The sequence below is a fragment of the Paenibacillus sp. FSL H7-689 genome (assembly GCF_000517905.1).
In the GTDB taxonomy this organism is placed as follows: domain Bacteria; phylum Bacillota; class Bacilli; order Paenibacillales; family Paenibacillaceae; genus Paenibacillus; species Paenibacillus amylolyticus.
This window is the reverse complement of sequence record NZ_ASPU01000005.1, coordinates 18,171-42,403: the sequence shown is the minus strand read 5'-3', so window position 1 is coordinate 42,403 and position 24,233 is coordinate 18,171. Positions and strand designations below refer to the sequence as shown.

Annotated in this window: 12 protein-coding genes; 3 read left to right on the top strand and 9 right to left on the bottom strand. The window is 47.3% G+C overall.

Annotated elements, in window-relative coordinates:
- Positions 1 to 134: 134 nt before the first annotated feature.
- The 5 genes from C170_RS02905 to nirB all read right to left on the bottom strand — a co-directional run bounded on the left by C170_RS02905 (position 135) and on the right by nirB (position 13,522).
- Positions 135 to 2,846, bottom strand: a complete 2,712-nt coding sequence (locus tag C170_RS02905) for a beta-glucosidase (protein WP_036606165.1) — start codon at positions 2,844 to 2,846, stop codon at positions 135 to 137.
- A gap of 661 nt (positions 2,847 to 3,507) precedes the next feature.
- The gene (locus tag C170_RS02900; protein ID WP_036606164.1) at positions 3,508 to 8,478 is read right to left on the bottom strand and encodes a DUF4132 domain-containing protein; all 4,971 of its coding nucleotides are present in this window, start codon (positions 8,476 to 8,478) and stop codon (positions 3,508 to 3,510) included.
- Between the two features lie 24 nt (positions 8,479 to 8,502).
- A complete protein-coding gene (locus tag C170_RS02895) occupies positions 8,503 to 8,922 on the bottom strand; it encodes a hypothetical protein (RefSeq protein ID WP_036606163.1) in 420 nt (139 codons plus the stop codon).
- Positions 8,923 to 9,253: 331 nt separating this feature from the next.
- Entirely contained in the window at positions 9,254 to 11,386 is a 2,133-nt protein-coding gene (nasC, locus tag C170_RS02890) for an assimilatory nitrate reductase catalytic subunit NasC (protein WP_051446991.1), read from the bottom strand.
- Between the two features lie 21 nt (positions 11,387 to 11,407).
- Positions 11,408 to 13,522: a nitrite reductase large subunit NirB gene (nirB, locus tag C170_RS02885; RefSeq protein ID WP_036606162.1), complete on the bottom strand. Its 2,115-nt coding sequence runs from the start codon at positions 13,520 to 13,522 to the stop codon at positions 11,408 to 11,410.
- Positions 13,523 to 13,947: 425 nt separating this feature from the next.
- On the opposite strand from nirB, the gene C170_RS02880 reads away from it, so the two are divergent.
- A complete protein-coding gene (locus C170_RS02880) occupies positions 13,948 to 15,177 on the top strand; it encodes a nitrate/nitrite transporter (protein WP_036606491.1) in 1,230 nt (409 codons plus the stop codon).
- A 110-nt stretch (positions 15,178 to 15,287) separates the two neighbouring features.
- On the opposite strand, the gene fabF is transcribed toward C170_RS02880, so the two are convergent.
- Positions 15,288 to 16,526 carry a beta-ketoacyl-ACP synthase II gene (fabF, locus tag C170_RS02875; RefSeq protein WP_036606161.1) on the bottom strand — a complete coding sequence of 413 codons (1,239 nt, stop codon included), beginning with the start codon at positions 16,524 to 16,526 and terminating at the stop codon, positions 15,288 to 15,290.
- A gap of 137 nt (positions 16,527 to 16,663) precedes the next feature.
- Here fabF and C170_RS02870 point away from each other — a divergent pair, with 137 nt between their 5' ends.
- Both C170_RS02870 and C170_RS02865 read left to right on the top strand, forming a co-directional pair.
- On the top strand, positions 16,664 to 17,527 hold the full coding sequence (locus C170_RS02870; protein ID WP_036606160.1) for a helix-turn-helix transcriptional regulator: 864 nt from the start codon (positions 16,664 to 16,666) through the stop codon (positions 17,525 to 17,527).
- Between the two features lie 134 nt (positions 17,528 to 17,661).
- Positions 17,662 to 18,336: a response regulator transcription factor gene (locus C170_RS02865; protein WP_036606159.1), complete on the top strand. Its 675-nt coding sequence runs from the start codon at positions 17,662 to 17,664 to the stop codon at positions 18,334 to 18,336.
- 21 nt (positions 18,337 to 18,357) lie between these two features.
- Here C170_RS02865 and C170_RS29910 read toward each other — a convergent pair whose 3' ends face one another.
- From C170_RS29910 to C170_RS02850, 3 genes are all read right to left on the bottom strand, one after another.
- Positions 18,358 to 21,600, bottom strand: a complete 3,243-nt coding sequence (locus C170_RS29910) for a hybrid sensor histidine kinase/response regulator (RefSeq protein WP_051446962.1) — start codon at positions 21,598 to 21,600, stop codon at positions 18,358 to 18,360.
- A 178-nt stretch (positions 21,601 to 21,778) separates the two neighbouring features.
- Positions 21,779 to 22,084: a PAS domain-containing protein gene (locus C170_RS02855; RefSeq protein WP_036606158.1), complete on the bottom strand. Its 306-nt coding sequence runs from the start codon at positions 22,082 to 22,084 to the stop codon at positions 21,779 to 21,781.
- Between the two features lie 71 nt (positions 22,085 to 22,155).
- Positions 22,156 to 24,153, bottom strand: a complete 1,998-nt coding sequence (locus tag C170_RS02850) for a methyl-accepting chemotaxis protein (RefSeq protein ID WP_081745825.1) — start codon at positions 24,151 to 24,153, stop codon at positions 22,156 to 22,158.
- Positions 24,154 to 24,233: the final 80 nt, after the last annotated feature.

Below are 24,233 nucleotides of genomic sequence, written 5' to 3'. Positions count from 1 at the left end.
CTCCTTCCATTGTGGAAAAAGCCGCGGCCACTAGGCCACGACTCATTTTCCTAATCTATATGAAGTAGAACAAACTGCATTTAACGAAATAACTTCACTGGGAGAACAACCTTCCAATCTCCCTTATTGAACTTTTATTTACCGGACTTGCTTCCGATATTCACACTGCCTGTCAGACGGATATCATCCGATGCACTGCCAACATACACTTGGACTTTACCCTTAGGCATTACCCATTCATGGGATGTTTCATCCCAGTAGGACAATGCGCTGCGATCCAGTTGAATGTTGACCCGTTGTTGCTTGCCTGCTTTCAGATCAACCTTCGCCCAGCCAGCAAGTTGTTTCTCCGGGGTCTCGACTTTGGTTGGCAGATTGCCAACATAGACCTGTACAACTTCTGCACCGTCAACTTTACCGGTATTACGCAGGTTGAGGGATACTTCTACGGTTTCCTTATCGCCTTTACCAGTGTTCTTCACATGTAGATTACGATAATTAAAATCGGTATACGACAGTCCGTGTCCAAAAGCAAACGCCGGTGTCATGCCTTCTTTGTCATATCCTTTATACCCTACAAAGATACCCTCGGAATAGTTGCCCACCCCGTTCACACCCGGGAATTGTTCCCCAGTGGATACCGGGGTCTGGGAATCATCTGATGGGAACGTCACCGGCAACTTACCGGATGGATTCACATCACCAAACAGCACACGTGCCACTGCATTACCTTGTTCCTGACCTGCATACCAAGCCTGAACGATGGATGGCACTTCTTTTTGCCAGGAATCCATTTCAACAGCGCGACCACTCATTTGCACCACGATCGTTTTGGGATTGGCTGCTGCTACCTTGCGGATCAGCTGCTCCTGGTTATTCGGCAGCTCCAGGTCGGAACGGTCGACGTAACCTTCACTGTCATACGTACGAGTTACCACGACGGCAACATCGGATTTTTTCGCCAGCTCAACTGCTTTTTGCATTTTAATATCCACAGCGTCGTCTGGAGCTTCCCAGCCGAAACGAACCTGTGCACCCATATCATGATTGGTCTGTACCGGGAAATCCGTACGATACTCAATTCGAATAATGTGGAACTCGCCTTCTTTGAATGTGATTTCTTTCTTCGTTGTACTCAATGTTTCACCTTGATTGTCTACGAGTAATTTATCATCCACATACAGTTTCGCAGAACCTAGACTGGTCAGGGACAGTTTATATTCACCCGTTTGAGGTGCTGTGATCGCCCCTGTCCAACGAGCAGACATTTTGGCATTGAATTTCGTAGGTGTCACTGGAAGCTTGGAAGACTGTGCGTTAAAACCTTCATAGTTGTAGAATCCAAGATTCATGTTGACCTGATGATCTGTACGGACCAAAGAAGGATTACCCTCCATATCTTTATTCGTCCAGTATTCAGCACGCAGACCGTATTCCGCACGATCTGTACCATAGTCTCTTTCACTTTCCTGAGCATCCGCTGGTGATAAAAGAGTAGAAGGTACGGCGGATGGTCCATTAAATGCATCTCCTGCGGAGATAGGATCCGTTCCTGCAGCATATTTTACATCCACACCGTTACCGGCACGGTTACGAATGCCTTGAAGTGGACTTACGGTATAAGTCGGATTAACCAGACTGCTACCTCCACCAGCAGCAGATGCGTTATCTGCATCCGGACCGATGACAGCGATGGATTTCACGTTTTTCTTGGACAGCGGCAGCACATTATCGTTGTTTTGCAAAAGAACCATGCTCTCTTCTGCAATTTCACGTGCCTGTTTGCCGTCTTTCTTGGCATTGATTTGTGTATTCGTTACAGGGTTATCAAACAGCCCTTTATCGAACATTTGAAGCAAAATGCGTCTAACCTTCTTATCAATGGTTTGCTCGCTGACTTCGCCATTGTTTACGGCTTCCAGCAATTTGTCTCCCCATTTGCCGTAAGGCTCTCCCGGTGTCTCCAGATCCAGACCCGCATTGGCGGACTTGGTTGTGCTGAAGTTTGCACCGTAGTCACTCATGACAAAACCTTCGAAGCCAAACTGATCCCGAAGGACATTGGTCAGCATCTCCTTGTTCTCACAAGCATATGTACCGTTCACCTGGTTAAATGAACACATTGCTGAACCAAGATCCGCTTTTTCGACCATCGCCTGGAACGGACGTGCATAGACTTCCTGAATGGCACGTTCGCTGGCTGTTGCATTGGTCGTGAAACGTTCCGTCTCCTGGTTGTTCAGGATATAGTGTTTCGCTGTAGCGATAACTGGATTACTTTGAATCCCGTTCACATACGCTGCACCCATGCCGGAAGCCAGTAGCGGATCTTCCCCGAGAGATTCGAAGTTCCGGGAACCCCATGGTGTACGTGCAATATCCAGCCCAGGGCCGAGCACTACATTATGTGTTGTATCATGTGCTTCCTGACCGATCAGATCGCCATATTTCTTGGCCAGATTGGTATCCCAGGAAGCCGCAAGCGCGATGGGTGCAGGCAATGCCGTGGACTTTTTGTCCTGCACATCCGGGTTAGCCACACGTACTCCTGCGGGTCCATCTGCCATCTGTAATGCCGGAATGCCGAGGCGCTCCAATCCATCATTATAGAAACCATAATAGTTATTTACTTTACCGGTTACGAATCCAACTTTCTCCTCCAGCGTCATCTCCTTGAGTAGCAGCTCGGTACGTTCCTCCGCTGATAGAGATTTGTTCATCCAAGGCCGATTGGCCCCAGATTCCGCCTCCGCGGCGAAGGCGTGCAGCGGCATAGCCGCAACCGCCACGATGATTAATAACATAAACCATCGTTTGAGGAAAATCAGATTGAGTCTTCTGTTCATGTTGTAAGTTCTCCTTCTCTCTTGATCATTTTTCTTGTGCACATATTGAATACATGTATACAAGGGAATGCGAACTGGCTTGATCCCAGTCTTTCAAGCATTCAGGTCGTCCTGCACATGGCTTCTGAAACTGCAGCCTGCAAGCAAGTCAGCAGATTTCGCTTCCTAACGATAGCCGACATGATCATGAATTACATCCCCTTAAATTTGGTAAATGACCGATTAGAACAAGCCTAGTTCTTTGGAATCACCATGTTAACAATTCAGATAACAAAACAAGAAAACGAATTATTTACATTTCCGTAACTACTTTCGAACAAATTCTTTACTTTTAAAAACAGTCGGTTCGACCCACTCCCGATCAACCAATTAATGCAATTAATTATCAGATTAAGGAATATATCGACACACTCTGGGTCCTAAGTCTATTTGAAAACGGAACCAATCCGGTCCATTGAAATATCCAAAAATATAAAAGCAACTGAGGTCCCTTTTAACAGGTTCTTCAGCTGCCTTTATGTTGGAATTGCTCCATATTGTTCACTCCGTCCATGATTCTTGTTCTACACTCGTTATATTGAGATTTGAAGTTACTTTGAAAATCGGAGTAGCAAATAATAAAACCGCCCCACAGGGCGGTTCAATTCTAGTTCGTTCACTTCTAATTCTGTAACTGTGCAAGAATCTGCGGGTCCTTGATCTTTTTATCTTCGGCGAGCAACATCACCTTGGACAGAATCTCAGCTGTTCTCGGATCTTCATCGAGGAATGGCAGGAAGATTCGACCCCGATGCTGACTGTGCACCGGTACGATATGAAGTGCACCTGTGGCTTGTTTGAACACATTACCACTCCCCAGATGAACAGCATACTCACCTAATTCACCATCAATTCGTGCGTAATTCCCGTCCAAACGTACATTGTCGATCTTCAGCAGACGTAACGACTCGTTCACAATGACGTGGCGCATCTCGATTGTTGTCAGGCTAGCTTCTGGATCTACGCCTCCCACATGTGCAACGCTGACCACCAGATCGATATCACGCATAACTTCGGAGAAGAACGTCAGCGGCACATCTTGCAGCGCTACAGGTTTGTAACTCTTGCGATCGTAGAACTGCACCGTCTCCAAGGTAGGTGCCTCGGTATCTGCTGGTGAGAACCAATCTGCCATAGCATAGAGATTCGCAATCAGATTATGCTCATAACTTACCTTCTGCAGACCTTCCTCATAACTGACAGTCCATTGGCGTCCTTTAAGCAGAGCTACTGCTTTTTTCGGTTGAATCTGATACCCGGCGTATCGGCGAGACACCGTACCATTAGCCAATTCGTCCTCGTTAGGAAGATATAGCTCACGGAATACCTGCTTAAACGGCTGACGCTCCTGACGGGTGAACAGATCCCGCTGGAATTCACTCCAGCTTCCGCTCTGATACAGATGAAGCGGATGAGCAATCAACAGTTGATCCTGTTCCGCTAGTGCATGGATCGTACCCTCCAGTCCTGGTGCAACCAAACCATTGGATGATACATCGAATCTTCCCGTCTTGTCACCTGACTGGAAGACAAGTGTTCTTACCAGCGGTTGTATAACCGGATTTTGCATCAGACTGGCAATTTCCTTACGTGTAAAGGACGTTCCGGCAGTCATCGAACGTTCCAGCTCCTGTCGTGCCCGGCGATACTGATCCACCAGATCCGCTTTCAGCTCTTTCAGTTCAGCGATATATCCATCTTTTTTGAACCGGGCAGGTACAGATTTGAGTGTCTTCCCTTTGCTAACGATAACCATCTCGGGTTGGCCTTCCTCATCAATGACCAATTGCGCTGTCGTGTCAGCATCCAATGCATGAGGTTCAAAGAAAGATTTCATCTCATCCAACTTACGTGCTTCCATGTCCCACATCAGCCGCGTAACATCGGCATAACCTGCATTACGAGCAAGATTGCCCAGTGCAATCTGCGATGCCACACCTTCACTGGCACGGCGTTGCGCACCGAATTGTTTGCTCTGCATCAGGAACTTCTGAATGAAGTCGTATCGCTCACGCAGATCCTGTTCGCGATTTACAGCGAATGGAATCAAACTGTAGGTTAACAAATGATCCTTGTTTCGCTTGTCTGACACGGACTCACGCATATCGTCCAATCGAAGCTTGCCCAGTGCAGCATCTGCGAACAATTGGGATCTGCGGTGGTTAGATCCCCCGGAAATGTACTTGGCACAATCGTATAACAGATTGAATCGTTCCTCTCCGACAGCAGCATAGGCTTCTTCAAACCATGCGATATCAAACGCACCTTCATTAAAGTCCTGTGGTGAGATTGGAGAATAGTGGGCCACGATGGTTTCTTTCTCGGCAGTAAAGCGTTCATTAATATGGGCATGGAAGTACCAGGCTGCACTGCGTAGACCTTCCCATCCCAGATGTTTCGCTACAATCTCCATCCACTGCGGGGCGTACATGGCTGCTTCCAGCAATTTTTTCTCATTCACCGGATACTTATGGAGCAACTCCCCAAGACGCTTCTCATCTTCTCCATCCCGTGGATGACAATTCTGAATTAAATAGCTAAACGTCTCTTTACGTGTTGTGTTGTCTCCATAACTATAGATATATCCACGGACAAATGTATCCTGATCCATCGCCGAGACCAGATGTACCCAGTGTTCCATGCCTTCAATTCGATCCAATTTCATGGCAAGTGTGCTTACTTCTGTAGAGAGTTCTCCCCGGGTCAGCTCAATCTCCAGAATGCGATCGACCACCGCATCTCGCAATTGAACAAGCTTCGGATCACTCGCGATCATTTCTGTACGAGTGGATGTTAAGTCCCGAATAAACAACAGACGATTCCCACCGACCAGCACCTGTCGATATATCTCTTGATCATCAATCAGGTTCAACTGGTACGCACGCAGGAAATCTTCAAGTGACAGTAAAGACAGCGGTTGACTACTCTCTACAAGACTGGTGAACTGGTAAGCTGTCTGGAAGAAACGTTTGAAGCTGTTATCGTCATGGATTTTGCCACGAACTACATAATTCCAAGGTCCAGTCAGAATATGAAGCATGCCTGACTCTTTTTCGAGTCGATCAGCAGGCATACTTGCGATGATGGAGGCCCAGGTTTTCTCAGCTATTTCAAACGTGTCGATCGGATCGCTATCCTGAAATGCCGCCGATATCAGTGCCACTACCTGATCCTTATACGTTAACGAATCCAGCATCTGCTGTAGCTTTTCGATGTCATCTAGAGGATAGATCCGTTCGGCAAACGACTTGCGCCAGCCTTCCAATAACGGAATCTTCTGCAATTCGTCATAGTCATACTGCTCACGGAAATAACTGTAATGGTCGCTCAAATTGCCATTGAACTCCCCGAGCTGTATAGCCATGTATAGTTGCATCAGTTCCACACTGTTGAACTCGGCATGTTGAATATAGTTCTCCCATACGTCATGAAGCGGGAACTGTTCCATCTGCTTCATTTCATTCCGCTCTCCATACGGAACCTTGGAGCGAAGACTCGCTCCGACTAACAATGTGTCTTTATAGCCAGCGTAGTATTCCACTTGATACTCATAATCCCTGTGTTCATGCACTAATTCACTAAGTCCCTCCAGAAATGGTCTGGTCTTATCCAGAGAGAGTGTAAAGATATCCTTCGGATTATGGCCCTTGAGATCACGCTTCTCATCCAGCAATGGCTCACGTCGCTTCGGATCAAATAAACCAAATCCATTAGAAACTGTGAAACGACTCCCCTGATCAGTCAGCTTATCCAGTAGTTTCTGTTCCTTGGCAGTGGGTGTCTCAATCAGCTGCGCCAATGGCTGCAATTGCTCCTGCTGATCTATCCGCTCTGGATCTGCCGCAATCTCGGTCAATAATTCTAGCGCACCCAAGCGCTGCAGTTCACTCTTGGCCTGCAAAAGTCGCTTCAGCGAGACCTCCAATTGGTCCACGGGTTGCAGTAACAATACATGGATGACCTTCTGACGAAGTGAGCCTGTTTTGAGCTTCATCAACGCCTCCATCTGTTTCATCTCATCAACCGTCAACGTGAGCAGCTTCGCTTTGGCGAGTGCACTCTCCCGATTACTGATGCTTTTATCAGACAAACTCTCAAACACAAACTGTCTTTGCACCTCATTATTGGGATGCTGAACAAACTGGGACAACAGTTCTCCGCGCAGTTCCGGGCTTAAACGGTCCTTGATTGCGATGACCTCCCCGATCCATTCCGGGTCCATATCATAAGCGGCCAAATATAACATTTTCTTGACTACATCATCCGTATCAATCCGGTAGTGAACATACTCAAGTACACCCGATGGTCCACCTGACCCGCCTTTTGGAATGGCAGCCAGCATCTGTTTGAACCGATCAAAATCCTGACGCCGCAAGCCCTTATCTCCAAGAGCAGGCAATGGCCACACGTAGACGCTACGCTGATTCTCTCCATTCTCGAAACTCCAGTTGTACATATACATCGCATCATAGTTGGTCACAATCCAGTGCATCAACTCGGTATCCTGCGCCTCCAGATAACGACGTGCAATGTCCAAACGAAGCTCCCTGTTCTGGCTGTTAGCCAGTACATATTGAGCAACAATCTTCTGATATAACTGACCTTGATCCATAATCTCGATTATCTTGCTCTTCAATTCATTCTCTTCAATGACCGCTGTCGCCCAAAGACTGATAAAGAGTTTGTTGGCGTTAGCTTCCTGCTGCCAGGCCTCGCGTACTTCTGGTTGCACAAGCGCCTGATAGGCCTGTTCAATCAACTGTGCCGCAACACGCTGGTTGGCTGCTTCTATACCGATCCCCGTCCATACGGCAAGCGCTCTTACCACGGAACTGAAACGAATCAGGTTGTTGTCGATAATGATTTTTAATATGTAAATATAGGCTTCCAGTGTCCCTTCATCCATCCGCTCCACAATGCTTTGGCGAAGCCCTTCCTGCAACCTTGCTGCAACGAGTAGCTCACCCACCATCTGATAGGCATCCGCCTGATCGCTCATGAATATACCTTTGATCATTTCATGGGTTAACAGCGCCGTCTGATTGTCACCATAGATAATATCATGTAGCGCCTGCTTCATATCTCCGCCCTGATGATCCAGTTCATAAGCGATACAATCCGCCAGGACCCAACGGATCTCATGCAAATAATCCAGCTTGTACTCACGAAGTGACACATATTCTTCCAGCGAGAAATTTTTCATTTCCATACGGAACAATCCCATCAGTTTACGGATGACTTGTTCTACATGCTGCTCCGGATCGGATGTGCGGAAAGGGCGGCGTTCATAGTTGTTACTGTATGGGAAACGAGTCGCACGCTCTGCGATATAACGGAATCGTGCAACCAATGACTCGCTCGCCAGATGCTGGAGCACATCCAGTAGTGGCTCGAATAATGGTTTCTGTGTTTCTGCAGCCAACCTTCCAAGCAACTTATCAGTATTCAAAAACATCTTTTCGTCTCCACGTAAATACGTAGACCCGGCGATCTCCACAACATAGCCTGCCAGCTCAAGCTGTACCCCTGTTAACGACTTGGCTCTTTCCTGCAATCCATCCATATACACCTGTACTTGCTCTTCCTGATTCATCCTGTTCTCCTCCTTCATCGTTCTCTACCACAGACGTCCGGCTAGCATTGTAAAACGAATAAACACCACGTTATCTCCGTCTTTTACAACAAGTGACTCATCCAGTTCCTGCAATTCTTCATCGTTGAGAAACACTTTGTACAACCCATCCTCATATGCGGTTATAGCTGTCTCCATCGCAACTTCCAGATCAGGAACACCCTCATTGTATACTGCGCCAAACCCGACTTTCCCCACCGCTCCTTGCGCGTCAATATCATCCGGCATCAGGTAGGCGAACAATTCTGCCTGTTGTTTCTTTTCCTGAAGCGCTTTTACTTGTACAGCCACCATGTTCTCAATGAGCTGCCTTAACGTATGAGTTGTTTCCGGAAGTTCGGCAGCTTGCTTGGCAAGTACCGGCTTGCGCTTTCCCAGACTTTTTACCGTTATCCATACGTTCACTGCATTCCCTCCCTTATCCTGCTCTATTTGAAGAAGCTTCCATAAGCCCCGATATCTATACCACGATGCGGAATAACCTAAACTCGAAATGATTATCAGTCTCTAAATAAAATATAAAATACGTACATATGTACCCCTAATGAACATCATAACTAAAATTCAATCCATATTCATGAGCCAATCCTCATGTTTACGTGGAACCACGGAACTAGGGCCTACTTGCGTACATATACGCAAAAAAAGCCGCACAGTGTCATATAAATATGGACTGCGCAGCCGCTAAGCTACCATTAGAACAGTTTATGTCGCCGGTAACCTGTAATTTTATGAGTCATCTCGCCAGACGCAACGGTCGAATGGTTACAGCTGCTGTCTTGAAGCCAGGCATCCGACAGAACGGATCTAGCTCTGGTCTGGTGGCCCGATTCACATTCTGAATGCCGCCCCAATGCATCGGCACGAACAAGGTATCCTCCCGAATGGAATCCTTGATGCGCGAACGAACCGTGAAGCTTCCGTACGTCGATTGAATCTCTACCCACTCTCCATCGTGAATACGATAACGGGCAGCGGTAGCCGGGTGAAGTTCAACAAAGTTCTCCAATTCACGAGCTGCCAGTGCCGGACTTCGATGTGTCTGCACCCCTGTAAGATAATGAGGTAGCACACGCCCATTGGTGAGAATTAAGGGGAACTCGGAAGATATATCATTCCAGCCCGGGCTGGATTCAAATGTGAATGCCGCTTTGCCGTCCGGGTGAGCGAATCGTTCACCGAACAGCAGCCCTTCTCCCTGATCCTCCAGGGCAGAACACGGCCAGTATACCCCTTTCTCGTTACGCAAACGCTCATAGGTAATGCCATAGTAATCAGCCACTCCGCCACGACTCGCCACCCGAAGCTCATTAAAGATATCCTCAGCAGTGTCATATTCAAAATAAGAAGCTCCACCCAATTGCGCGGCAATCCGGCATAATATATCCCAATCATCAAGCGTTTCTCCCGGCGCAGGCCGCCCCTGTTCACGGAGCAGAACACGCCCCTCCAGATTGGTCAATGTACCTTCATTCTCCATATAAGATGTAACCGGCAGAACCAGATCAGCCATTCGCGCTGTCTCGGACAGAAACATGTCTGCCACGATCAGAAAGTCCAGCTTGCGCAGACCTTCTTCCACCAAACGCACATTGGGGTTGGATACGACCGGGTTGGAGCCCATTACAAGCAACGCCCGAATCTCCTGATCATGGGCCTTCTCCATCATCTCGTAGGCGGATACCCCTTTGCCTGGCAAACTTGCAGGGTCCACACCCCAGACGGATGCCACATAGGCACGATCGGCTTCATTTTCAATGGATCGATAACCCGGTAACTGGTCAGCCTTCTGACCATGCTCCCGTCCGCCCTGCCCATTGCCTTGACCTGTGATGGCACCATATCCGCAGCCTTCTCTACCAATTTTGCCAGTTGCCAGCACCAGGTTCAAAAAGTGTCTCACTGCCATATGTCCATCCGTCTGCTGCTCCACACCACGTGCTGTCATGATCATGCCTGTCTCTGCCTCACCGTATGCCATCGCCGCCTGACGAATCAGCGCCAGATCAACCCCGCACGCTTGTGCCGCCTGTTCGAGTTGCAGATCAGCCAACCCTTGTATCAATTGATCGTAACCATGCGTTCGTTTGTCTATAAAATGAGGCTTCACCAATCCGGCATCCATAATCACCTTCAACATGCTGTCCGCCAGCAGAGCATCCATGCCAGGCTTCACCTGTAAATGAAGGTCGGCAATGGCAGCGGTTGCCGTCTTGCGTGGATCAATAACGATAATGAACGCCCCGTTCTCCTTGGCCTGATTGAAGTAGGGCAACAGGGTAGGTTGGCATTCTGCAATATTGGTGCCTGCGAGTACAATACAGCCCGCCTTGGGAATATCAGACAGTCGGAACGTCAACCCACGATCCATCCCGAACACTTTACTTCCAGCTGAAGCCGCAGCTGACATACAGAACCGTCCATTATAGTCGATATATTTTGTCCCCAATGCAACTCTGGCGAACTTACCGAGCAGATAGGCTGTTTCATTGGTCAGAGATCCGCCTCCGTATACTCCGACCGTATCTGCTCCGTATAAATCCCTCAAGTCCTGAAACCGCTCTGCGATGGTCTGAATGGCCTCCTTCCAGGAACAGGGTTCAAGCTCGCCATTACGACGAATGAGCGGATGCATTAATCGTTGACCACTGAGCGCATGTTGATGAGCATTCATGCCCTTCACACACAACCTGCCCTGAGAGGCTTCATTCGGAACACCCTGAACCGTATACTCACCACGACGCTGGCCTGCAACAGGTGCAGCCAGTTCTTCAACAGTCATCTTGCACTGCACACTGCAATACGGACACTGGGTTTCCTTTACATACAGCTTGGAGGCTGTTGGTTCTGAACTCACGGATAATCCCATCTTTCCATCCCCGCCTTTCATCTATATATCAGCTTGAAGTGTAGCTGCAAGTTCCTTCTGTAACTGGTCATCCAGTAGCGTTTCCCGAATCGACATGAATCCCAATCGTTCCGTCCATGCCCATAACGGCTCATCATACCAAGCGGTTTGGCGATACCATTGAAGACAGGCTGATGCGAGTATGGCCGCTTGCACCTCTGTTTCAGCCACCCCAATCAAGCCACCTTGTTTGACCGGATGCTCTGCATGACCGCCTGCGTAGATCTCCCATCCAGCTGGTGAAGCCAGCAAGCCAATATCCTGCACCAGTGCGCTCACCAACGAACCGGGCCCTGGTGCAACTCCCATATTCACCGGCGACGGCATCGCAGCGCCGATCCAACTCTCACGAAGTTGTGCAGCCAAGCCACCCGCATCCCTCGCATAGGATGATATCGGGATCTGATCATCCCAACGTATCTGGACCTCTGAGTGACCTTCGATCTCTCGAACAACCACCGTTCCACCGGATACCTGCATGTAATAGTGGATCACCGAACGACATACCGAGCAACCATGTTCCGAACCCCAACCCAGCTTCTGCAAGATCAAAGATATCTCTGGTAGCCCTGTCTCCAGAACATCGATGTCAGCCAGGATTCCCTTCAACTCTGCATGCCCAAGATCCGTACAACTGCAAACAGGCATTGGAGCAGGTTTATCTGGTGTGGCTACCACGCCAGTACCCCCGTTATTTTTCAGGTTGTGCGTATGTTTCAACAGAGCAGCCACCATCGGGCGACAGCCACCGCATGAACCTGACGCTTTGGTCTGCTCCTTCACCTGATCTGCCGTTTCCAGACCCTGTTCCTGAATAGCTTTCATAATGGCAGCCTTGGTCACATTGTTGCAGGCACATACGGTCTCCTGAGCCGGTAATGCCGCCGCAGCCATCTCAGCCGGGTCCGGAGCCCCTTCACGCGGAGCCAATTCCGCCACATCTGCGCCTCGTTGCACAAGTCCAAGCAATGCCGTTCCTTCGGTTGTATCTCCAAATAAAATGGCTCCACGCACTTTGCCAGCCTGCATCAGCACTTTTTTATATGTGCCTTGAATGCCATCCAGATGTTGAATTGCAGTCTGCATGCCTTCCCCACTGATCTCACCCGCTGAGAAAACATCAACCCCCGATACCTTCAACTGTGAGTAGGGAATTGATCCTTTGTATTCAGGCGTTTCCTGTCCACAGAGCGTACGTGCGAGCACCTTCCCCTGTTCGTATAAGGGGGCCACCAGACCATAACTAATTCCCCGATGTTCAGCACATTCCCCAACTGCGTAGATATCCGGTACACTGGTGCACATATAGTCATCTACCATAATTGCCCGATTGGTTGCGATTCCACTTCGTCTGGCCAGATCCACATTTGGCCGAATCCCTACAGCGACAATGACAACCTGAGCTTCAAGCTTGGAACCATCTGTGAAGAGCAGCCCCTGCGCCTGCGATCGTCCGGTGATTTTTTGCGTATTTCTGGTCAAAAGAAAGGACATACCCTGCCTTTCAAGTTCCTCCTGAAGCATCGTGGCAGCCTTCTGATCCAACTGCCGGTTCATAATGTAAGGTGCGTTATGTACCACCACAGCTTCCATGCCCAGATGCAGTAACCCGCGCGCAGCCTCCAGCCCAAGCAATCCACCACCAATGACGGCGGCCTTGCGATAGGTTTTAGAATAATCAGACATGCGCGTACAATCGTCAATCGTTCGGAAGGACATGACCCGCTCTTTATCAATTCCCGGAATCGGTGGGATAAAAGGTGAAGACCCTGTCGCCAGAATCAGGACATCATAGGTTTCTTTTAGTCCGGATTCCGTCTCTATATATTTTCCACGGGTATCAATGCGGTGTACCGTTTCACCTGTACATAGCCGTATATGATGCTCGGCGTACCAAGTCCAATCATTGATAATGATATCCTGTAACGAATGCTCACCCTGCAATACTTTTGATAACATGATCCGATTGTAGTTGGGACGGGGTTCATTGCCGTAGATTACAATCTCATACGTATCAGGCTCCAGTGCGATAATCTCTTCAACACACTTCACTCCAGCCATGCCATTCCCGATAATCACCAGTTTACTTCTGCTCATGGGCTGCCCCCTATCTCTCTCACCTGAAAATAAACAGAAAAATCCCTTCTCCATGATTCGGAAAAGGGCACCGTTGCCTCCGGAATCCACACGCCTTTGTGTGGATTCATATTAGATTCAGATTAAGGGAATCTCAATCTAATGTCAACTAAATTAACATTAAAAATGCGAATAACGATTAAAAAACGAATCATTTAAAATTTCATGTAATTTTTATTGACATATATATTTTCTCTTGATTATAATTTGAATCAAAATCACAGTGCTGTGATCAACTCAGATGCGGGAACACAATGACGTGTACCGCCTGTCGGCAACGGGGCCGCAAATCGTTCAGATCTGGACGAATTGCGGCCTTTTTCTGCCTCAACAAGCACATAGACAAATCACGAAGATCTCAATTGGATGAGGAGCGATGATGGATGATGGAGAGCAAAAGTTTTTGGAAAAGCGGGCATAAGCCCACCCTCTTCGGGGCGTTTATGTATTTTGACATCAGTTTTATGATATGGGGGATGCTTGGTCCACTCGCAGTTGTCATAGCGTTGGATTATCCGATGACTCCGCTGGAAAAGGCCAATCTGGTCGCATTGCCTATTCTCGGCGGTTCCATCCTGCGCCTTGTGCTTGGCTTCATGTCTGATTATATTGGTCCGAAACTGACCGCACAGATCGGGATGCTCGTCACCTTAGTTCCTTTGTTACTCGGCTGGTTATGGGTTGACTCTTTAAGCCAACTGTACGTGGTGGCACTCTTGCTTGGTGTCGCAGGCGCCTCCTTTGCTGCTGCGCTACCTCTGGCAGGCCAATGGTATGGCAAGGAGCATCAGGGTCTGGCCATGGGTATTGCCGGGGCGGGTAACAGCGGAACCGTACTTGCGACGTTGTTTGCCAATCGCTTGGCTACGCATTTTGGCAGTTGGGAAGTTGTGTTCGGACTTGCTATTATACCGATTGTTATTGTATTCATTCTCTTTTCTATCTTTGCCAAGAATAGCCCTAACCGGCCTGAACCCAAGAAATTATCCCAATACGGAAGTCTGCTTAAACAAAAAGATGCTTGGGTATTCTGTGCCTTCTATTGTGTAACCTTTGGTGGTTTCGTTGGATTATGTAACTATCTCACCATCTTCTTCAACACCCAGTATGGGCTCTCTCCTGTTCGTGCCGCAGACATTACTACCTTCTGTGTAATCGCAGGCAGTTTCTTCCGGCCTGTTGGGGGTTATCTGGCGGACAAAATTGGCGGAACCCGCATGTTGACTTTCCTGTATACAGGAGCCTGTATCATGTTGATCGGTGTATCCTTCATGCCACCACTTCCTGTAGTGGTAGTCATGTTGTTCCTCGGCATGATGTGTCTGGGAGCCGGAAATGGCTCCGTGTTCCAACTGGTTCCCCAACGTTTCGGCAATGAAATTGGCCTGATGACAGGTATTGTAGGTGCCGCTGGCGGATTGGGCGGGTATGCACTGCCACTGATTCTCGGTCAACTGTACAGCAGCTATCAATCTTATACACCAGGTTTTGTCATTCTTAGCCTGATTGCAGCAGCTTCCCTGTTCCTGGTTCTCTTCATGCAATCCCGCTGGCGTGTGAGCTGGTTGAATCGGGGCAGCAAAGGCATGGCGGAATCAACATCTCTCTCTTCCTGAGGCGTACAACCACTCGGCCGTTAACCAATGGTACGGTGTATGTGGATGATCCCGAAGTCGAAGTAAGCAAAGAACAGCGCAGCCTGATGGGGCTACGCTGTTCTTTCTGCTTAAGATGAATATTTTTGAAGGACAATAACCGCATTATGACCGCCAAAACCAAATGAATTAGACATCCCAATCCGCAGCTCTGCTTTTCTTGCCTCGTTTGGTACATAATCCAGATCACATTCGGGGTCCCTCTGCTCCTGATTGATGGTTGGAGGAATGATGCCATGCCGCAGACTTTGAATAAGTGAGATCGCCTCTGCTCCACCTGCTGCACCAAGCATATGTCCCGTCATGGACTTATTCGCTGTGACCGGAATATCATAGGCACCTGCCCCGAAAAGTTGCTTAATCGCTCTTGTCTCAGACAGATCACCTGCTTCCGTACTGGTGGCATGAGCGTTAATTACATCAATGTTCTCAGGTCCAATCTGAGCTTCTTTCAGTGATGCTTTCATCGCCAGATATGCACCCCGTCCTTCCGGGTGGGTAGCTACCATATGATACGCATCTGAACTGGCACCATATCCTATCACTTCGGCAAGAATATTCGCCCCTCTTCCCAGTGCATGAGACAGTGATTCCACGACCAGAATTCCGGCGCCCTCTGCCATGACAAAACCGTCTCTCCCTGCATCAAATGGACGGCTGGCTGCTTGGAACGCTTCATTTCGTGTAGACAACGCTGTCGCATTACCGAAGCTTGCCAGGGACACTTCGGTTACAGCCGCTTCTGTTCCACCAGCAATAATAACATCGGCTCCGCCATGACGAATTAACCGGAAAGCCTCTCCAATGGCTGTATTGCCAATGGAACAAGCCGTTACTGGTGACAATGTCGGTCCCCAGCAACCAAACCTCATACTGACCATAGCTGCCGCCATATTGGATATCATCATCGGTACCAGTGTTGGGCTGACGCGCGCAGGTCCCCGTTCTGACAGGACCTTGCCTTGTTCCATCAATGTCTGGATGCCGCCTATGCCTGAACCAATATATACACCTACCCGTTCACGGTCCAGTTCATCCATCACAAGACCCGATTGTGATACAGCCTGATCCGCAGCAGCAACAGCAAATTGAACGAATCGATCCATACGCCTTGCTTCCTTGCGTCCAAAACGCTCTTCACCATCAAAATCACGGACCACTCCTGCGATTCTGGTTTTGTACGAAGCTGTATCAAAATGTTCTATAGGTGATATCCCTGATCTACCCTCAATCAATCCATTCCAGAATGTATCTACATCATTTCCCAAAGGAGAGATAACTCCCATACCTGTAATCACGACTCGTTCCATGTCCATCCTCCTTCAGCGCTGTTATCTACCTTACCTTACGCTCTGCCACTAATAGTGCACTTTTGAATATCCTATTACAAGTTGTCAATTATAATAGTATAATGACTACCATGATAACGAGGATCGAAGGTGATGGATTGAACTACGATGTCAGGTTACAGGCATTGTCTACTTTTCTGAAAACACAGCGTTCCAAACTTTCTCCCGAATCGGTCGGTTTACCCACTGGAAGTCGGAGAAGAACACCTGGGCTGAGAAGAGAAGAGGTTTCCCAACTGGCAGGAGTGAGTACAACATGGTATACCTGGCTTGAACAAGGTCGGGATATTCAGGTATCCCATTCCGTGTTGGATAACATTGCTTCAGCACTGAGGCTTACTGCGGATGAACGAAAGTATCTGTTTTCGCTCGCCATGGAGCATCATACAGAGCTGCCCACACTGGAAGAAGAACCGGTTCAACTTCCCCCTTCCTTGCAGAAAATTTTGCAAGAACTTCATCACTGCCCTACCGTGATCTCGGATCGGCGTTGTTACATTGTCGGCTGGAATGATGCAGCCCGGCATGTTTTTATGGATTTTGAACAGATTGCCCCCGAACAGCGGAATATGATCAGTCTGTTATTTGATCGAAAGGAGTTTCGCAGGCTCGCGGTAAACTGGGAGGATTTTGTTAGCGGATTTCTGGCGATTTTTCGTGCTTACTATGGCCAGTATGTTGATGATGAATGGTATAATTTATTTTTGGATGACATGATGAACAGACATCCCGATTTTCATACCCTTTGGAAACAAAGCAGCGTCAGCAGTGCCCCGGACGTATTAATCGAGTTCAGGCATTCCAAAGCAGGCAAAATGTTGTTTGATCTGACTTCGTTGCAGGTTCAGGGTAGTTCCGATCTGCGATGCAGTGTCTACACCCCTGCGCCAGAGAGCGCTACCGAGCGCAAACTGATGCGCCTGATCGAGCGTGAAACCGATTCACATCTTGGTAAACATTAAATCGGAGTCTCTCACCTTCTTGGAGTCATGTTAGAGTCTTGACATCCTCATGTTGCATGTTTTAAATATCAGGTATATTAAGTAATCCATGGATCTTAGTCCTTCTACAAGAAGGGGGTTCAGAAAGGAATATCATGACGAAAGTGCTTATCATAGAGGACGACAACATGTTAGGCGATACATTATCCTTGTATTTGCAAGGTGAAGGGTATGATGTTATCCGTGTCGATAACGCAAGAGATGGTCTTCTACAGCTTCAAGCGCGGCCTGATATCCTGCTTCTTGACTTGATGCTCCCTGATTCGGGTAATAAGAATCCTAGTTCTCTCATGCGCCAACATACAGCAATCCCCATCATTGTCATCTCTTCCTTAACCGAGGTTTCTGAGCGGATTCGATCATTAACAGACGGGGCTGATGACTATGTATGTAAGCCTTTCAGTATGCAGGAGCTGAAGGCACGTATTGAGGCCGTATTGCGTCGTTACTCTATATTGAACAGCTCTGTTGTCACTGAACAGGAATTCGGAATATCTCTCGATCTGGCCCGAAGAACTGTTCTGTTAAATAACCAGCGCGTGGAGATGACGTTCTCCGAATTTGAGATCATGAAGCTGTTTATTCTCAATCCTGGCAAAGTCTACAGTCGGTATGCCCTAATTGAAGCCATTCGTGGTATTGATGCCTACATTAATGATCGCACCATCGATGTGCACATTACCAAACTTCGCAAAAAAATTGAGGTCAATCCAAAAAACCCCCAATACATTCAAACCATTTGGGGGGTCGGATATAAGTTCACACCTTAAAACAACACAGCTTCATTCCGATCACCATGGAAGAGACTCGGTAATTTTATCAATTTCCTGTTGTACCTTCTCCAATACTGAACGCTGTTCCTCATCTTTAAATAACGGACGGGACAAGAGCGATTCCAATTGGAGAACCGCACACATCAGGTCCACTGCATGCAGATTCGCAGCTACGCCTCGAAGAGAATGAACACTACGAATTACATCAGCAATCTGCTGTTGCTGAAGCTGAATCGCCAGTTTTTTGTGAAACGAGCCATACTCCATTCTGAATTTCGTGAGCGCATATTGCAGAATATGTGGCTTGCCGTCCATCTGTCTAATCGCCTTATCTGCATCAATTCCATTGATTTCTCTTATGCCTTTTAGATCAATCCATATCTCCAAAATGTCTGCGAGCTGCTGTTCATGTATGGGCTTAGTCAGTATGGCATTCATGCCTGCTTCAAGATATAATTCATGGTCGCTTTTTAAACTATTCGCTGTAAGCGCGATAATGGGTGTACGATCATATTTCCTCATCTTGCGAATGTGTCGCGCTGCATCAATTCCGTTCATATCTGGCATATAGAGATCCATCAGAATCAGTTCCCATGTTTGTTCGTCCAATTTCTTCAAAACCTCTGTGCCACTGTCTGCCAATGTCACCTTGAATCCGGTATGTTCCAGCATGGCCCGAATGACCAGTTGATTGATTTCATGATCTTCAGCGATCAGAATGTGCCCTTTGGATTTAAGCAAGTAGGATTCATCACCTTCTATCATCCGCTTTTTCTCCAATGGCCCTTCACCCTGAAGTGCAAGTAATACTTCGAACAATCCCAGACGCGTAATCGGTTTGATCATCATGAGATCCGGGCGAAAGGATCTCTCCTCACTCCACAGGGCATTTTCACTAAAAGCATGGGTATAACCCACCATTTGAAATTTGGTTCGATTTATTCGCTTCATGAAACTGTCCCATAACGAACCGTTGACTGTGTCTTCTATATCCATATCCAACATGATCAACATCGAACTTGTCCCATCTACATGATGGACATACCAATCACTTTCCATCATCTGGTTCAAGGAAGTATACAGCGTCGGATTCATCCCGAATGAATAGAGCAGCTGCTTCAGATTTGCGCCCATCCGTTCATCATCTTCAATGATAACCACATCATTCGCACCATATAGGAGAGGGTGTGTCTGCAGGGAGAAACTCTCTTCTTCTTCCGAATCTGCAAGTTCAAATATCAAGTCGAATGAAAACAGACTGTACTCTCCCAGCACGCTATCCACCCGCAAGCTTCCTCCCAAAGAGGTGACCAGAAGGTAACAGATGACCAGCCCAAGACCAGAGCCACCATATGTTCGATACGTCGAGGGTTCCGCTTGAGTAAACGGGACAAAGAGCCGTTCCAATTGTTCGGGTGACATTCCGATTCCCGTGTCCTGTACCTCAAAACGGACATGAACTCGCTCCGCCTCCAATGAAAGAACCTCTGCCTGCAACGTTACATATCCATGCTCCGTAAATTTAATCGCATTACTGAGCAGATTCAATAAGACCTGTTCAAGTCGGAACGGATCACCAATCACCGTTAATGGCAGATCGGGATCGGTTGTAAAAATCACTTCGATATCTTTGTGCCCGATGGCCACACCGATCTGATCTGCCACACGTTTGATCACATCCTCTGGTGAAAAAGAGACCTTCTCCAACATCAGCTTGCCTGCCTCAATTTTCGAAAAATCAAGAATATCATTTACGAGGGCAAGCAAGGTTTGGGAGGACGCATTGATTTTACTCAAATAATCCTTTTGTTGTGGAGATAGATCTGTCCGTTGAAGCAACAACGAAAAGTTGATAATACCGCTCAGTGGGGTACGAATCTCGTGGCTCATGAATGCGAGAAACTCACTCTTTGCCTGGCTTGCTTTGTCAGCCTTAACACGTCTATAGTGATCCGAAATGTCATGAATAACTGCCTTAATTTTCTCACTCGAGTTTAATACTTTAACAGGGGATAGGTGAACCCGAACATGCTGCTCATGACCTTCTCCAACAATAAAACTCAGTTCCGTATCCTGTGCTATTTTGTGATGTAAGGCTTTTTGGAAAACGAACAACCAGGTCTCCAGCTGCTCAATGAACAACAATTCTTCAAGCTGACGCCCAATCACTTCCTGCCTGCCGAGACCGAGAACATCCAGAAATTTCTGATTCACTGACACAATACATCTGTTGTTATCCAAACCGACAAACCAGTCTGCCGACACTCGCTCAAGTGTTCGATATCGCTCTTCACTTTCTTGAATCCTTCGTTTAACCGCTCTGTGCTCCGTAATATCAAGTCCATATCCCACGACATATTTCACCACACCCTCTTCTCGCAGAGGGCGAACGTTCACCAGCGAATAGTAACCTCCATGCTCAATCTCGTAAAAAAAAGATTCCCCTTCCCATGCCCGGTTAAACTGCTTTCGCAGAAATTCTACCTTTTCCTGAGGTAAAATATCCAATGTGCCCAGTTTGTAATCTTGCTTCAGACTACTCATATCCAAGCCCAGTCGGGAGAGCATCTCTCCCTCAAGCACAAGATACTCGAATTTTCCGTTCTGTTTTCGGATTTTAAAAGTAAAACCCGGCTGCATACGAAGCATCTCTAGCATTTCCTGATCCCTCTGAATGACCAATCTCCTATATCGATGATTTTGGTTCAGATAATACAGGAATAATATAACGGAGAGCAGGCAGATACATTGAAAAAAGAGAATCTGCCCCATCATTAGCAGAGAAGGGGAATTGGTCTTTAGTGCAGAAAACTCATACACAGTAATCAACAGCAACGCTCCGGACAACCACTTCTGTATAAATCCCCTGATATACTTAAAGATCAGACATATGGCTACAACAAATAATAACTCTGTCAACGCATACTGCCAGTTCTCCAACAAGGGATTACGCCCCATATTAATCCGAAACATCCACATGAATGCAAAAGTAACGAAAGCAGAGCCACTCCCACCAAAATAAGCAGCAAGCAGATACACAATGGCCCGGAAATTCAACAATGTACCATCCTCAAGCACAATAGAGAAATAATAGAGCGCCGTGCCCAACATGCTCAGCGTAATACCAATAATGATCCGAGTCGTGATGGATGTTGAACGGGTAGCATTTGTATGGTTCAAATAGTGATGAATTAGGAAAACAAAGATCAAAATTAGCGTGAAATTTAATACAAGATCGCGTAGCAAATGGTCACCGTCCACATTACGACTTCAGGATTTCATGCATTCAATGAATGTTGTCAGATTCATGGTCGCAGTTCCTCAGTACACAAATCATAGTATGCCGTGCTCCCTTATTCAATTGACGATATTGACCATTTTTTTGAAAATAATTACTGCTTTCAGCTAACATCCCCTTATCACCAAACAACGTTTTTTTTCATGAAAATTCATCATTAAATATGCTGATATAAAAAAGAGAATCATCCAAATGAACCGATGTAATTGTAACTTGGGCTTCCCACACTTCCTGATCAACCTTCATCAGTTTGGCAACGCCGGACCAGGTCTGATTGCCTCTCCAGTGGGTATCCATTAGCAATCGGGCAGGCTGACCTATGGTGCTCTCCCGTGAGAATCCTGTTTTGGTTACATAAACGGAATTCACATCCAGAATCACACCCTCCTCATCTGTAATCATGACCGCATCCGTTAGCAGTAAGAAGGCTTTGAGTTCCAGTTGCATGGTTGTCCACTCCCTCTAATGAAACATGATGTGATGCTGTCCCTGTGTGATAATCTCTTCTACGATCCCGTTTAATACTTAAACTGTCTAATCAGGCGCTGCAGCTCTTCAGCCAGGGTAGACAAGCCACGAGCCGAGGAAGAAATCTGCTCCATCGCTGCCAGTTGCTCCTCTGAGGAAGCGGCCACTTCTTCGGAAGTTGCGGCGTTGCCTGACGCAATTCCTGCCAACTCATTGGATACAGCAGATACTTCCTGTACACCTGCTGTGATCTCTTGCGACGTGGCAGCAATCTCTTCAATCTGAGGTGTCGTTTCCCGCATGCTATCCAGAATACGTTCAAACTTCCGAATCGCTTCTGTAGAGATGTCCATGCCCTCTCCAACCTCTGAAGTCACCTTCTCCATCATGCGAACGGAAGCAGCCATATCTTCCTGTACCGCCGTAGTCAGCACGGTGATTTCATTGACGGACTGCCCGGATTGCTCTGCCAACTTGCGAACCTCTGCTGCTACAACAGCGAATCCATTGCCATGTGTACCTGCACGAGCAGCTTCAATGGATGCGTTCAGCGCGAGCAGGTTTGTCTGTTTGGCTATATTTCCGATTAACTCCGTGATCGCTGAAATTTGGTGTGATCGTTCATATAACGCTTGAATCAATTGGTTTGTCTGTGCTACCGTCTCTTGAATCGATTGCATCTGACTCACCGTCTGCTTGACGGTGTTGCCGCCTTCTTCTGCTTGTACGGTTGTATGTTTCGCCAAATCAGCAACTTGTATGGAACGTTCGGCGATTCGTGTTATCCCAATTGTAATTTCATTCATGGCCTGATGGTTATGTTCAATACCTTCGGTCTGTTTCTCCGCACCACTCGCAATTTCCTGAATGGCTAGCGCTACCTGCTCACTGGCTGCACTGGTTGATTCCGCACTCTGAGTCATTTCATCCGATGAGATGACTACCTGACTAGCGCTGTTCTCCACATTTTGAATCAGCACACGCAGATTGTGCTGCATTTTGCCAAAGGCATCACTCAGTTCACCAATCTCATCATGGCTTGTGCTAGTAATGGTTTGGGTTAGATCCCCTTCACTCACCTGGATCGCCTGATCCTTCAACTGACGAATGGGTCTAATGATGGATCGCATCACAAGCCAGATAATCACAATACCAACGACGAGGCAGGAGACAATAACAATAATCATTCGTTTTAGAATTGGTGCTGCCGCATCGTCTACCTCAGAAGAGAACATGGTGCCAGCGACCTTCCATCCCGTGGATGCATTCGTGGCGTAATACATCACTTTATCCGTTTGATCAACGGTATATTTGAAATTGCCCGATTCATTCGCATACACCGGTTTCCAAAAATCCTCTGTTGCATCTGTTCCGGGTTCTACCGTGGGATGGTAGATATACTTTTCGCTGGCATCCAATAGGATCAGATATCCCTGTTCTCCCACGTTAATTCCACTTACCAAGGTACTGATATTCGACAGATTCAGATCCAGCTGGACTACACCAGATCGGCCATTCAATGCCTTGGCGATGGTGATGGTGATTTCGTTTGTCTCGGCGGAAATATAAGGGTCTGTAACAATGACCTGCTCTGGAGTACCCATCGCTTCTGTGTACCATGGTCTTGTTCGCGGATCGTAATCTTCAGGCATCTCCGCATCAGAGGACATCAGATACACTCCTGCCTCTGTGCCTACACCTATGGTGATGATATCTGTGTTCTGCGCAGCATACCCCTTCAATTCGTTCACAACCCGAACCTCGGCATCTTCTTGTCGTAATTGCTCTGCAAGTGTATTCGCATAATATTCAATGTGATTCCGCTTGGCATTGACTGAAAGATCTATCGTTGCACTGGCAAGGTTCACATTTTCCATCGCACTATGTAAAATTTGCTTCTCCACTTCATCTTTTGCACTGTTATACGATAAAACTCCAATACTGAACGAAGGAATGGCCAGGAAAGCAATAAAGGACACCACCAGCTTGGTCTTAAAGTTCTTATGCATCTTGTTGAACCAGGTCGATTTGCTATTTTTTCGGGACAAATTTCTCTACCTCTTCCAGATTAATTTTAGTTTTACTTGATCTACTTATAAGTTGAACTAGTGATTATTTACACTTGCCA